This is a genomic window from Emticicia sp. TH156 (assembly GCF_002855535.1).
In the GTDB taxonomy this organism is placed as follows: domain Bacteria; phylum Bacteroidota; class Bacteroidia; order Cytophagales; family Spirosomataceae; genus Emticicia; species Emticicia fluvialis.
The window spans coordinates 310,518-323,747 of the sequence record NZ_PKRS01000005.1 but is presented as its reverse complement, the minus strand read 5'-3'; the positions used below and the strand labels follow the sequence as shown (position 1 = coordinate 323,747).

Here is a 13,230-nt window from a genome sequence, read left to right as displayed (position 1 = left end):
AATAAAAATATACGTGCGCCGACGGCCGGAGTAATTTTTTTGGGATTCAAATGGCTATTCAGCGCTTAAAATACAATTAAACGGTGCTGTTTGACAATCAGGTTACTTGTCAGCAATACTCACTCAAATAACCTGCCAAATTATAGTTTTGAAACAACAATCAGTAAAAAAAGCTGGAAATGAAACAGAAATGCCTTTCAAAGCAAGGTAGTCTGGCCAGCGTGTTAAAAGCACCTGCAAGGCATAAACCACCCCGGCCGGATTACGGATTGAGCTTTGGCAGGCAAGGTAGACGGCTCAACTTCAAGCGCACCCATGCCCATGCGCCAATCAAACATAGCAGCTCAACCGGATTGAGTGTGTTCTCCGGCCTCAGCAATTGTAGTGTCATCTGTCAGTTCCTGGCTTTCCTGGGTGGTTCAAAATCTTCCGGTGTGGCCACATATTCAAGCCCCAGCACCCAGGTTAACAGAAAAACGTAGCTTATCTTTTGTGCTATGGGCAGCGCCACCAGCCATATACTGGCGTAATAAAGAAAAGCATTCAGATATAGGAAAAACAGACAGATAATGGCATTGAGCTTTAGCAGCCGCAGGCGCGACCTGAGCACAAAAACAAAGAGGTAAAACATGGCCAGCATACCAAACACACAGGCAATGCTAACGGCGATGTCGTGGTATTGCGTAATGGCTCCGAAAGCAAAAACAAAAGAAGCCACACCACCATAACGGATAATGAATGACGCCCCCCGGTGAGGTATTTTGGCTGCTACCCTATAATAAAACGCCCCAAACCCCACACACATACAAAACATACCGGCAAAGGCCCAGCGCTGACCCGGATTAGCCATGCCATTGATACCGGTATCGCCAAAAAGGCTGCACAGGTAATTGTCAGCAAAACTATAACCAACAGAGGTTGCACTGGCCTGCGAGCCGCCCGGATAAAGCGATACGGCTACACCCAGAAAGACCAGAGCCAACGCCAGAAAAATAGTAACCAAGTGTTTCTGAACCATGTTTGCTGTTTTTTGGTATGAATATCGACATTTTTAAGACAAACTAATGGATAATGCCACACATTTTATAAAAACAGATATAAACCAAACCAAAAACCGTGAACCAAAGCGTATTTTGTGTACCCGGCGGCCAAAAACTTGCCGCCGGATATAAGAAAACACCAGGCCTCACGGTTAAAAATGAAGGCTGCAACTGATGGGTTAATACCCCCCACCCGCACGGATATCGCCGTTATTATTGCTGATTTTCTTTTCTATGGACTCCAAACGTTCCAGGTGTTTCAGGAATCGGCTGTTGGTGGCAATCTCGGTCAGTGCCAGCAGTTGGTTTCGGTTTACGTCCAGATTAGTGGCCTGTGTCATCCGAATGGCGTTCATCTGCCCCGCCAACACCCCGGCGGTCTCTTCAGAAATTGATTTTATTGAGCCTGATAGGGAGTTGGAAGAATCGTTTTTTAAATTACTATCATATCCGCTTGCAATCAGCCAATTGTCAAGTTCCTTTTGTCTTTCTTCAAATTGCTTAGTTAAGTCTTTATATTTTTTATTCCATTCATCTAAATCATCTTGAATACTAAAGTCTCCTCCATTTGCAATGTCAAATGAATCTTTGAATCTTTTGCTCAATTCATCAAATGCGGAATTAAATATTGCAGAAAACAAAAGTTTCGAAGATACATCAGCTATCACATCACCTAACACTTTGTTAAACGCCTGAGCGGCATCCGTACCATCTCTAAATGCCTGCACTAAAGCGTTCCTGAGGTTGCTTCCTAAATCACCTATCAGCTCATCTATCATATCATTAATTCCGGCAACATAATCGTTGATGCTCTTCTGTAAGTTTATACCATCTTGTAAGAGATCTACCATACTATCACTTAAAAGCCCACTATTAATAGCAGCCTGTGCTATTTCAATATTCAAAACTCGAGTACCATCCTCTAACGTTTTTATCATCTCCGGATATTTAAACAACACTGGTATTTCAATATTGAACTTACCTATACCCAAAATACCATTATATTTTTTCACAATAAGTCCAAGCGAGTTTTCCAAATCATAGAAGAACTTATTCATTAATCCTAGATTATCATGTAAACCCTTCGATGCTTCAGTAAAAATATTTCTATAGTCTTTAACATATTTATTGCTACTTCTAAAGGCATTTAATCTTATTTCTTCTGCTAAAAGCCGGTTATATTCCTTCTGTAGTTTAATGGTATTCTTGGCGAGTTCTTCATTAATTTTCTTTTGCGCAACAAAGGAAGTAATTGCTTCGGTGACCAGCATAGTTCCTAAACCAATCAATCCAGATTGTGCTGCTTTAGCGGCTTTTTGTGCACCGTTTACTGCCTCCTCTGCTGCTGATGCTGCCTTCTCGGTCTTTTGCTGTTCAGCCATTTTCTGGGCAGCCTTAGCAGCGGCTGCAAATTCTTTGCTGATTTTTGCTGCTTTAATGTATTCAAAAAACTCTTTACTTTTAGAAGAGACTTTAAGCAAAGCACCTGCAAATTCTCCTACATCTCCATTTAACCCCTGAAATGAAGTTCCGATTTGTCCCAAAAGGCCGGCAAGTGTCTGATAATTTTTGAAGTCTAATTCTACCAACGCTACCTTTGCATCCGTGATAGATTTGAGAAGTGATTGGTACGCTTCCAATTCAGGAGTAGCTAACGTCTTCCCTTCCGAAGACTTATTCTCCAGCTCCGATAGTTTAGGTGTTACTTTTGAAATGTAAGACTCTATTGATTCTCTTTTACCTGATTCAACAATAGATTGTATTTCTTTTTGTACTTTTTGAACAAACGACTGCAGCTTTGTATCAGTAGCTGCAATTTCTTCTCTTTCTTTCTCATTTATCTTTTTAATGGTCTCTAAATAAATCTCAGATGTTTTATCCTGATACTCCTTTTCTGCTGCAATTCGTAAATCTGCATACTTTTTCTGAATCCTTAGTCGGTTGCTTTCCTGAGCATTATTTTCAGCATTAAAATTTTTAAACAATTCAATCCTCCGTTTCTCTGCATCAACAATCTGCTTATCAAGCTCTTTCAACTTGGCTTCCTTCTCTTTATCATCTGTAACTGTACTGCTAACTACAAACTTTTCATCATTGAGACGAGAAATTTTCTCTGTCTCATTCTCTACATCCTGAAGCATCTTTGAAATTTGCTCCTTGAATTCATCTAAAGCCGAAGTATCCGGTTCAATTCTGGCTTTAAGAGTTATCAGGTTATCTCTTTCATCTGCAGTGGCGGTATTATTATTAATTCTGGCCTCAAGAATTGCTATTTCATTCTTTAGATAATTCTGGAAGCCTTTACCTGCATCTTTAAGAGTCTTAAATTGCCTATCTGCACTTTCCTTGCCATAAGCTTCTACCCATTTATTATATAATTCATACTGGGTTTTCTTAATATCAAGCTCGCTTTTATAAGCTTTTAGTGATTCACTTTTTGCTTTTTTGAGGTTATCTTTATCTTCTTCAGTGGCATCCTTACTATTAACCTTTGTCTCTAAAGCAGCAATCTGTTTATCGAGATAATCTTTATAGCTCTCTCCTGATTTAAGCAACTCTTCAAATTGCTTATCGGCAGAAGCTTTGCCAATTTCATTTACCCACTGGTTATATTCACTATATTGCTTTTTCTTTTCTTCAAGAGTTTGTTCGAACGTTTTTACCTCATATTTCTTTTTTAGTTCCTCAATTTTTATATCCGCCTCAAGTTTTCTCTTAGTATACTTTTCATATTCATTGGGAGAAATATCTGGATTTAAGCTATCTCTAGCACTAGAAGCTTTTCTTGACTCTTCTTGCCAGTAATTTATTGAACCTTTTTGTACGGGCAATTCAGTTTTTCCTTTCGAAGTTAAACTCTTATAAAGAGTATCAAGCTTTTTATATTCATTTGAAGTTAATTCAAGGCTTCCTTTCAATTCCCTTGCAGCATTTGCAAGTGCAGAAATTTGATTTTCAGTTTTTGCCTTTTTGCTTAAATCTAAAATTTTCTGTACATTCTTCTCAGTTACAGCTGTATCTAAACTTTTGCCAAAATCTATGTCAATATCATTAATTCTGTCGGTTAGATTTTTTATTTTGCCATCGGCTTTTTCTAAACTAACTATAAGGTTTTGAAGAGTAATCTTTTCCATTATTGACTTAATGAAATTACCTTTTACCCCCAATTTTTCTTCTGATTCAATTACTTCCTTCGTTTGTTTAATTCTTCCGACAATACTATGTCTAATAGCTTCCTGATCTTCTTTCTGCTTTTTTAAAGGCACTGTCGCTTCGTACTGAAGTTCCTTAGCATGATTTAAATCTTTCAATGATTTTTCAGCAAAAATTTGCAACGTCTCTAATTCTTTCTCAAGCACTTTAAAGGTTTCAGCCGACGCTTGGTCTTTCACATTAAAGTTTTTTATTCTATCCTGCAAAGTAGATACATTCTTACTGGCGCTTTTATAGTTCTCTTCCAAATTTGAAATTTCAAATTGGTCAATTGCCTTATTTAATTCAAGCTGAGCCTTGGTAGCTTCCTTCTTTTTAAAAGTTTCAAGTGTTATATTTCCTAATAAATTGGGATATAGTGCTTGTAACTCCAAATAGGCTTGAATTTGTTGATATTTACTACTTGTTTCGCTGTTAATAACACTCATCAAAGACTGTGTCTTAGACACCAATTCTTCACGTTTCTTCTGTATCTCATCTTGCTGCTTATTCAACAATTCTTGCGCTCTTACTGCGGAATTAGTGTTATCGTGTAAGACCCATATAGTCGCAGCCAATGCAGCAATAGCCGTTGCAGCAGCTACATAAGGATTCACATTCATAACTGCATTTAATGCTGCTTGTGCTTTAGTTTGTATCCCCAATGCTACAGCTTGTAATTTTGTGGCAGTTGTAAGTGTTCCCAAACCTCTTGCCATTTCAATATATAACGTAGCAACCTTACTTGAATTAATCAATTTATGAGCAATGTCGATAGTTATTACAGCAGCTCTATAAGTTCCATAAGTTGCTATTAATACTGTTAAAATCTTTTCAACTTTATCATAATTTTCTACAAGTAAAGAAAGTCCATCTACCGACATACTTAACAAGCCGCTCTGGCTTTGCCCGATTTCATTCAACATACTTTCAAAAGCGTTCTTCAAAGCGTTAATCTGCCCCGCCACCGTCTCAGCCTCTTTTTGCATAACCCCATGAAAAATGCCGCCAACATTGGTCATATTCATAAAAGCCTGCTGAACCTGACCAAAACTAATCTTTCCTTCATTGGCAAAGGTCTTCACCCCATCGGTATTGGTATGCAACACCCTGGCTAATTCTTCATATACCGGAATATTCTTCCCTGCCATTTTCGTCAATTCATCTGATGACGCAGCACCACTCTCCCGCATTTTTCCGTATAATTCTGCAAGCTCATTAAGTGGCACACCCACACTCAACGACACATCGCCAAGCATTTGTAAATCAGCCATGGCAGTTTTGGCATCCGCGCCAAACGCAATTAATGCGTTCGCGCCTTGAGCTATTTCTTCAACATTAAGCGGAGACTGACCGGCCATCGTCATCACCTCGGCCATTAGCGCATTGGCTTCTACCCTGCTATTTAAAACACCAGCCATTTGGCCCTCCCAGGATCTGAACTCACCTCTTACTTTCACAATAGCATCAGCCACTGCGGTTAAGGCTTGTATGGCATCGTGGGTTTCTACAATGCTTGATAAAACCGACCCACCGCTGTTCAAACCCTTAATCTTTTTCTCTATGTCATCTAATGTCTTATTAAACTGGGCGGCATCAATTGACGCCGTAAATTGTAGATTTGCCATCTTGCAGAAATTGTTGTGTTGGATTTTTTATATCAACAAATATAACCATTTCATACTTATAATGTAAGCACATTGGCGAAAAATATTTCCGGCACAAAACCTTGTTTTTTAAATTCCTGTTGCACGTCTTTCATGCCCTTCGGCTTCATTTTTTTAAATCAAAACCAGAAGCCCTGCCACCCATTATTATATAACTATATTAAAAAGTTTAGTTTCGTTTTGTTTAGTTTATTTAATGGTAGCAGCTTAGGTGATGGTTTAGGGTGCGGCTTAGGGTATGGTTTAGGTGTCAATGGCCGACACCAACACACGTGCTGCCTGGCACTTGGTGTCAGCTTAGGTATCAAACGCTGACACCTATACGTAAACAAGGTATCAGATTCTGACACCCTGCTGGCACAGAGTTTTTTGCTTGTATATAAACCAAAATATTCACACAATGGAAAACCAGAACAGACAACCTCTTGCCGCAACAGACCAGGGAAACGGCCAGCCGAACGATGCCTCGCAAGGCCTTACCAGCCAAACCCGTAACCAGCAGGGCGGCGAAAGCGCCGTGCCTCCGCAGCCAGACCAGGCCAATACCTACCGCGGGCAAGGCGGGCAGGAGTACGACGTTGACGCAGACGATGCCGTGAACAAACAAGCCGATTATAGCGGCCAGGCTGATGCGCCGGAAATTGAAACGGTAACACCCGAAACGGAGTCGGCCGAAGAAGAAGCCCATGAGAAGGATATGGAATCAAACCGCGACTCCGACCAGCACGTCAGTCCGGGCGACATTGCGCCCAACAAAGAATTTAACCGTTAACTGTGGCATTTATTACCATTAGTGGGGTGTGTCTAAATAGTATTTTTAGGCACACCCCTTTTTAAGTGCAGATTAAAAAAAACTACGCAATAGCCAGCCGGGTTTGTAACTTTTTGCAGGCAACAAAGTAAGCCTTAACGAAACCGATGCCACACAAGGTATTAGTTTGTTTAAATTTAAAGACACACTTAATACTATTTTCACACAACTTTATTTACGTATATAGGCACCGTTGCGGAAGAAAAAAATTTCATGCCCGTTAAACTTTATTGCCGGGCGGTTGTCTAAACAATTTATTAAATTTTAATGCAGAAAAAATCTAAACAATTTCTATATTTGTCTCACTAACCTATTATTTGGTAGATACATTATGAAAATAGCTATACAAAGAGATGCACTGCGGCAGACTGTCGAAGAAGCATTACTTAAAAGCAACATCCACTCAGAAGAAATCATTGATAATCAAGACCTCAGCAGTATTGCGGTCTTAATCAATACCGAAGTTCAGCCGGCACAGTTGAGCAACTTCGTAAAGCTAATCCAGGAGCAGGAGCTCAAATGCAACACCAACACCTTCCCCGATGTTACTTATATTTCGGTGTTTATTTGATTTTGCAGGTTCTTTTTTAAATCAGGTTTTCAATTAATTTATCGTCTTTTCGCTGTTTTACCGGCACCCAGCATTGCTGACGCCTCAACGCATTCCCCCCTTACACCCCCTGCCAAAGCCCCCCACGCACAGCCCAAAAGACGGTGGATGCTGGCGTGTTAATCGGTTTCAAGGCCAGGCACCGCATACAGTATTTACGTACCCGGAGATGGTTTGCGGCGAATGCACCCCCTATTCACCGCATAAAATGCGGCGAATAATTTGCATATACGGTAAATAAGACTTATATTCACCGCATAACCGCATAAATAAAGGCTAATATATGTATATCTATCAGCATTATAAATGGCCTGCATTTGGGTGGAACATCGAAAAGATAACGCCGCTCCTGGCTGCCGTGAGCCATAAACAGGGCAGGCTTTCCGGCCGGATGGGCGCTTTGGGTTTTAGGCTTCAGGAAGAAGCCCAGTTACTAACCCTTACACAAGATGTACTGAAAACCAGTGAAATAGAAGGTGAAGTACTGAACCACGAGCAGGTCCGGTCATCAATTGCCCGTAAACTGGGCATGGATATAGGTTCCACTATCCCATCCGACCGCCATGTGGACGGAGTAGTGGAGATGCTGTTTGACGCCACCCGTCACTACACCCAGCCACTCACCGCAGCGCGCCTTTTTGGTTGGCATGCGGCCATGTTTCCTACCGGTTACAGCGGCATGTATAAAATAACTGTTGGCAACTGGCGCAATCCACAGGCAGGCCCCATGCAGGTTGTTTCAGGAGCGATGGGCCGTGAAACCGTTCACTTTGAGGCTCCATCGGCAGAAAGAGTACCCACAGAAATGCGTACGTTTTTAGACTGGTTCAATGAGGCACCTTCGCAAGACCCGGTTCTTAAAGCGGCCATTGCCCACTTGTGGTTTGTTACCATTCACCCTTTTGATGATGGCAACGGACGCATTGCCCGTGCCATAACCGACCTGCAACTGGCCAGAGCCGACAAGAACGAACAACGTTTTTACAGTATGTCGGCGCAGATACAGAAAGAACGCAAAGCTTATTACATCATGCTGGAAAAAACGCAAAAGGGTAATCTTGACATTACTGAATGGCTGGTCTGGTTTTTAACCTGTCTCGACAAAGCCTTATCAGGTGCAGATGAAGTACTGAGCAGTGTATTGAATAAAGCACGCTATTGGGCATTTTTTGCAGAAAAAACCCTGAACGACCGCCAGAAAATGATGCTCAATAAATTGCTCGACGGCTTTGAGGGCAAACTCAACACTTCAAAATGGGCTAAAATCACAAAAGTTTCATCAGACACCGCCCTTCGGGATATCCAGAATCTGGAGCAGCAACAAATTTTGCAAAAAGAAGAAGGAGGCGGAAGAAGCACCAGCTACCAGTTAGCATCTTTAGAAAACACTCATTCAAATCAATCCCCCCCATGAAACTCCTTCTTGCTTATTTTACTTTGGCTTACCTTATCAGCTGGTTGATATGGTTTCCGCTTTACAGCCACGTATGGGGCATTACCGGCTTGCCCGTTCTGCCCTATCATCATGCCTTGGGTGGCCTGGGGCCTTTGGCAGCCTCTTTCATTACCACTGCCATTTTCGGCAAGCGCAACGGCATAAAACTGCTGGTGGCACAGATGCTTCAAACCAAACCTGTGGTGTATATGCTTATTGCGCTGTTCAGCCCTTTTGTGCTGGCGGTGGCAGCGGCAGTTATTAATTATTGGGCAGCGGGCACCCCGCTTCAACTTGCCGGATTGTTTGTAGCCAAAGAGTACCCCGAATTGGGTTTTGCCGGTTTCTTCTTCTACAACCTGCTGTTTTTTGGCTTTGGCGAAGAGGTAGGCTGGCGAGGCTTTGCCCTGCCGCGCCTGCAGAGCCGCTTCAATGCCCTTTCGGCAAGCCTGATACTCACCGTTCTGTGGGCAGCCTGGCACCTGCCGCTGTTTTTTTACAGGCCGGGTTATACCGGCATGGATGCCGCCGGTATCTTCGGCTGGGTGTTCAGCCTCCTTACGGGCAGTATCCTGCTAAGCTGGTTATACAACAGTTCAAAGGGCAGCCTGCTGGCCTGTGCTATTTTTCATGCAACGGTCGACATCGCTTTTCTGGCCGACTTTGCCGATAAAAACATCATCAATTATATGGGTATGCTCATTACCGTCTGGGGTGTAGCTACTATCGTTATTTTTAAACCCGCCCACCTTTCGCGCACCGAACGGCTGCGGGACTAACAAAAAAACAGACGCCCGTTTCCAAACCGAAAACGGGCGTCTGTTTTTACTATTATTTTATGGCTATGGCCGGTCTGCCTTCCAATCGCTGTTGTCTTCAGCTTTTACCTCAATCAGGTTGTTTTTTTTAAGGCTAACCTCTTTCCCTGTGAGCCATTTGCGAATCGCCGCCAGGTCTGAGCCATCAAAAAAACCGACTATCAGCATGGCTACAATCAAAAGTATTTCAAATTCGTAATACATAACTCTGGTGTTTGCTGTTTGTACTAATAATCCCTGTTAAGACGTAACTTCCGGCTATCAGGATGCAACCGCACCCCAACATTTTATTTACCAGAATCTGAAACCAATGGTAGCCTGCACCCAGGCATTTTTATAGCGCGGATTAGTAGACGTGCCGTCGCCGTTGTTATTCTGCACATCCCAGCCCGCACGGGTGCCAATCACAAATTTATCGAAGTTGAAATCAATACCACCTACGGCGCTCAGGGTGTTTTTGCGGATGTTGTCGTTCGTAAACTCCTGCTCCTGTGCCGATGTACCCAGAAAATTCTTGAAAACATCGTTCTGGCGCATCAGGTACGAATACTGCGGCCCCACCTGAATGGTAATTAAACTGCTGGGCTTGATAGACACCAATAGCGGAATATCAACCGAATGCGTAGTGCGTGTCAGCTCATAATTACTGCCAAAGAAAGTGCCACTCTGACGGAACCCCCGCTGCGAATACAACACTTCGGGTTGCAGACCCAGATACTTACCCAACGGAATAGCCAGAAAAGCCCCACCTGCAAAACCAAACTTGCCGTCGGCCGTGTAATCATCATTGTTTGAATCGTAGATGTTCGAGAAGTTGGTACCTGCTTTTAAACCGAAAACCAGGTTCTCACGAGCATCGGTACTGCCACTCTGGCCAAAACTTTTAATGGTAAAAAGGCTCACTACTGCTGCAATTGCTACTAATTTCTTCATGACTGTAATTTTAGATAATTGTTGAAAAGTTGTACTGCGTGATTTATTAATTAACTTCAATTAGAAGAAACCATAAAATTTCCGTGCCTGATTTATAACGCACCAGACAAAGCAATATTGGGGAATTATTTCTACAAAATTGTGGAGAGAGGGGGAGTTGTTAGCGTGGAAGGGTTGAGGAGGATTCTAATATCCCTCCAGCGTCTCTACACCGGGCGCCGCTGTGCGCAAAAGCCAAAGGCAAAGCAGGGTCTTTGGCGTTTAAAGTATTAACTCTTAATGGCCTGCCAGATAGCTAAGATAAAAGCAATAAAAAAAGTGTTTTTTTTAAGCTGCTATCAATTGATGCTGAAAATGAGGGTCAAAAGGATTATTTGAACGAATAACTGCCATCATTGTATGAATGAGTTTATTTTTGATGTTATTCATTACTAATAATCCTTTTTTACCTTCGGCTTTTTTACGTTTATAATATTTTTTAATCATTGGGTTGTAACGTATTGCTGACATGGCAGCCATATGTAATAATGACTTTAAACTTATATGAGCTAAATTAGAAATATGTGTACCTCTGTCAACAGAACTTCCGGAGGAGTGCTGATAGGGAGCCACACCCACAAAAGCTGCCAGTTTTCTGGCATTGAATTGCTTATCAAAGTTTCTGGTGTAAATTAATATCCAAAGCGCTGTGATTTTACCAATACCTTTGACAGAAGTAGCTAAATTCAGATTTTTATGCCATGCTGGATTCTGATTAATCAACTCATCCATCGCTTTCTCTACCTCTTTTAAAGAAGCTTTTAAACCATTAAGAGCCTGTCTTTGAACTTTTTTAACTATCTGATACGATACTTTTGTAAATGGTTTTAGTTCCTCCTGAGCTGTTCTCAAAGCGTTGTATGCACTTAGTATCCGATTGCGAGTCGTTAATAAATCATGCATTTGTTCCAGATTACTATCATAATCAGGGGTAATTTCAGCTTTATTACCTTTCTCCTGAGCATAGACAGCAATCCGAAAAGAATCCACTTTATCATTCTTGCCTCTTTGAATCCCTTGTGAACGCTTAATCTGTAAGCCTGACTCTATCCAAAGTGACAACTGATGGTCTTGCAAGAAATGTTGCAGTAAGCGTCCATAGATACCTGTATGCTCCATGCAGAATAAAATATCCCGCTGACCTTTCGTGGTTTTAACCACCCATTTCAGGAACATAAAGTATGCCTCTTTCTGATTCTTAAAACGCTTGTAGGCCAGTTTCTTGCCTGAATCATTTACTATACTTGCATCAAAATAAGATTTTGATAAATCAATACCCACAAAAAATAGATAAGAAATTTGAGCTTCTTCCATGATTTTGATAGTTTTACGTTGGACAAAATAATCGCCTAAGTAAACTCAAATCAGCAAAGTCCTTTAATAGATTGACAGGTGGCTGCCTGTTTCTGCAATAGCTAAATGGCTTAAGATTTGAGTAAGGGAAGTAGATGGCTTAATCTGCCAGTGGTTTCGTTTCTGGAGTCTCCCATAGGTTTCATCTGCTCCCCAACTTAGGAAATTTACCGTCGTAAATCTATCCTAATTACTCTTTTTCTTCAATCATTCTTTGTCTTTTAATACATCGCAAATCTAAAGGAGTCTCCCGACTGGGCGTCCCCGTTCGCACAAGCCTAAAGCAAAGAAAGGGGTTTCTAACATATAAACCATTAATACAAATCTTTATTATAAAAACCCTCAGCACCAGCTCCCCCTCGCATGGCTAAAGGCTCAGGCTATCGGGAGATGCTGGTGGAACAGGAAAACGTTACGCACTAATTCAGCGGAACGCCGCCCGCTCATTCACTCAATCACTCATTCACTCATTCACTAATTCATTCACTCCCCTCCCATCATCTTCTTCCTATGCAGCATTCCCCAAAGGTGCAATTGTTCAACCAGATTGTTAAGCGACAGGCCATGTTCGGTTATAGAATACTGCACCGTCGGTGGGAAGGTGTCAAACACCTCGCGCTTGATCAAAGCGTTGGTCTCCAAACTTTTTAGCTCTTTTGATAACGTTTTATCTGTAATACCGCTCACCTCTTTGGCTATTTGCTTAAAGCGTTTCGGGCCATCGTACAACGAAAACAGAATCAGTAATTTCCATTTACCTTCCAGCGCTTCCAGGGCATCTTTAATAGAAAGCATATTAATGGGGCAGTGTTCTCCGTTTAGCATCGGTTTATATTTTACGTTACTATCCAACCGGATAGCGCTATCTAACAGGATAGTACTATCAATCAGATAGTAAAAGTACATAAACTTGCACCATAAACGAAAATAATGATTGCATGAACAACCAAAACACATCAAAAATACGCAACTTGGCCGCCTGGCTGTGCCAGATACTCCTGTCGGCGGGCTTTCTTTGGGCAGCATATTTGAAGCTTTTCCAACCCATTGACCAACTGGCCCAAATGTGGCCATGGACAGGCGACAACCCCACGCTAACCAGGGTGGCAGGCTTGGTAGATTTAATGGGCGGCCTCGGCATTATTCTGCCAACGGCGCTCCGCATTAAACCCATACTGACCCTTTATGCCGCTTATGGCACCATCCTGCTAATGCTGGCGGCCAGTGCGTTTCACATCAGCCGTGGTGAGTCATCGCAGATAGGCTTCAACATTTTCTTTGCCGCATTGGCTGCTTTGGTAGCGTGGGCAAGGCGATAAACAACCTTTAGCC

General features: G+C 42.0%; 11 protein-coding genes. 5 read left to right on the top strand and 6 right to left on the bottom strand.

Going from position 1 to position 13,230, the window contains the following annotated elements:
- Positions 1–394: 394 nt before the first annotated feature.
- Positions 395–1,018 carry a hypothetical protein gene (locus C0V77_RS11825; RefSeq protein WP_101726563.1) on the bottom strand — a complete coding sequence of 208 codons (624 nt, stop codon included), beginning with the start codon at positions 1,016–1,018 and terminating at the stop codon, positions 395–397.
- A gap of 201 nt (positions 1,019–1,219) precedes the next feature.
- On the bottom strand, positions 1,220–5,860 hold the full coding sequence (locus C0V77_RS11820) for a tape measure protein (protein ID WP_101726562.1): 4,641 nt from the start codon (positions 5,858–5,860) through the stop codon (positions 1,220–1,222).
- Between the two features lie 439 nt (positions 5,861–6,299).
- Here C0V77_RS11820 and C0V77_RS11810 point away from each other — a divergent pair, with 439 nt between their 5' ends.
- The 4 genes from C0V77_RS11810 (at position 6,300) to C0V77_RS11795 (ending at position 9,534) form a co-directional block, all read left to right on the top strand.
- Positions 6,300–6,671 carry a hypothetical protein gene (locus tag C0V77_RS11810; protein ID WP_101726560.1) on the top strand — a complete coding sequence of 124 codons (372 nt, stop codon included), beginning with the start codon at positions 6,300–6,302 and terminating at the stop codon, positions 6,669–6,671.
- 370 nt (positions 6,672–7,041) lie between these two features.
- Positions 7,042–7,281 carry a hypothetical protein gene (locus tag C0V77_RS11805; RefSeq protein WP_101726559.1) on the top strand — a complete coding sequence of 80 codons (240 nt, stop codon included), beginning with the start codon at positions 7,042–7,044 and terminating at the stop codon, positions 7,279–7,281.
- A 322-nt stretch (positions 7,282–7,603) separates the two neighbouring features.
- The gene (locus tag C0V77_RS11800) at positions 7,604–8,734 is read left to right on the top strand and encodes a Fic family protein (protein ID WP_101726558.1); all 1,131 of its coding nucleotides are present in this window, start codon (positions 7,604–7,606) and stop codon (positions 8,732–8,734) included.
- Entirely contained in the window at positions 8,731–9,534 is an 804-nt protein-coding gene (locus C0V77_RS11795; RefSeq protein ID WP_101726557.1) for a CPBP family intramembrane glutamic endopeptidase, read from the top strand. The genes C0V77_RS11800 and C0V77_RS11795 overlap by 4 nt, the downstream gene beginning before the upstream one ends.
- Before the next feature lie 63 nt (positions 9,535–9,597).
- Here C0V77_RS11795 and C0V77_RS11790 read toward each other — a convergent pair whose 3' ends face one another.
- From C0V77_RS11790 to C0V77_RS11775, 4 genes are all read right to left on the bottom strand, one after another.
- A complete protein-coding gene (locus C0V77_RS11790; protein WP_101726556.1) occupies positions 9,598–9,777 on the bottom strand; it encodes a hypothetical protein in 180 nt (59 codons plus the stop codon).
- Positions 9,778–9,864: 87 nt separating this feature from the next.
- The gene (locus tag C0V77_RS11785) at positions 9,865–10,506 is read right to left on the bottom strand and encodes a porin family protein (RefSeq protein ID WP_101726555.1); all 642 of its coding nucleotides are present in this window, start codon (positions 10,504–10,506) and stop codon (positions 9,865–9,867) included.
- A gap of 327 nt (positions 10,507–10,833) precedes the next feature.
- Complete coding sequence (locus tag C0V77_RS11780; RefSeq protein ID WP_101726554.1) at positions 10,834–11,859, bottom strand: IS110 family transposase; 1,026 nt, start codon at positions 11,857–11,859, stop codon at positions 10,834–10,836.
- A gap of 522 nt (positions 11,860–12,381) precedes the next feature.
- Positions 12,382–12,804 (bottom strand): helix-turn-helix domain-containing protein, encoded by a 423-nt coding sequence (locus C0V77_RS11775; protein WP_310587035.1) that lies wholly within the window; start codon positions 12,802–12,804, stop codon positions 12,382–12,384.
- Between the two features lie 32 nt (positions 12,805–12,836).
- Between C0V77_RS11775 and C0V77_RS11770 the strand changes: the two genes are divergently transcribed.
- The gene (locus C0V77_RS11770) at positions 12,837–13,217 is read left to right on the top strand and encodes a DoxX family protein (RefSeq protein ID WP_101726553.1); all 381 of its coding nucleotides are present in this window, start codon (positions 12,837–12,839) and stop codon (positions 13,215–13,217) included.
- The last annotated feature ends 13 nt before the right edge of the window (positions 13,218–13,230 follow it).

Excerpts from the sequence above, each read along its gene's own strand:
- C0V77_RS11795 (WP_101726557.1), top strand. The coding sequence starts at position 8,731 with ATGAAACTCCTTCTTGCTTATTTTACTTTGGCTTACCTTATCAGCTGG.
- C0V77_RS11825 (WP_101726563.1), bottom strand. The coding sequence starts at position 1,018 with ATGGTTCAGAAACACTTGGTTACTATTTTTCTGGCGTTGGCTCTGGTC.
- C0V77_RS11800 (WP_101726558.1), top strand. The coding sequence starts at position 7,604 with ATGTATATCTATCAGCATTATAAATGGCCTGCATTTGGGTGGAACATC.
- C0V77_RS11810 (WP_101726560.1), top strand. The coding sequence starts at position 6,300 with ATGGAAAACCAGAACAGACAACCTCTTGCCGCAACAGACCAGGGAAAC.
- C0V77_RS11785 (WP_101726555.1), bottom strand. The coding sequence starts at position 10,506 with ATGAAGAAATTAGTAGCAATTGCAGCAGTAGTGAGCCTTTTTACCATT.
- C0V77_RS11790 (WP_101726556.1), bottom strand. The coding sequence starts at position 9,777 with ATGTATTACGAATTTGAAATACTTTTGATTGTAGCCATGCTGATAGTC.
- C0V77_RS11820 (WP_101726562.1), bottom strand. The coding sequence starts at position 5,860 with ATGGCAAATCTACAATTTACGGCGTCAATTGATGCCGCCCAGTTTAAT.
- C0V77_RS11770 (WP_101726553.1), top strand. The coding sequence starts at position 12,837 with ATGAACAACCAAAACACATCAAAAATACGCAACTTGGCCGCCTGGCTG.
- C0V77_RS11805 (WP_101726559.1), top strand. The coding sequence starts at position 7,042 with ATGAAAATAGCTATACAAAGAGATGCACTGCGGCAGACTGTCGAAGAA.
- C0V77_RS11780 (WP_101726554.1), bottom strand. The coding sequence starts at position 11,859 with ATGGAAGAAGCTCAAATTTCTTATCTATTTTTTGTGGGTATTGATTTA.
- C0V77_RS11775 (WP_310587035.1), bottom strand. The coding sequence starts at position 12,804 with ATGTACTTTTACTATCTGATTGATAGTACTATCCTGTTAGATAGCGCT.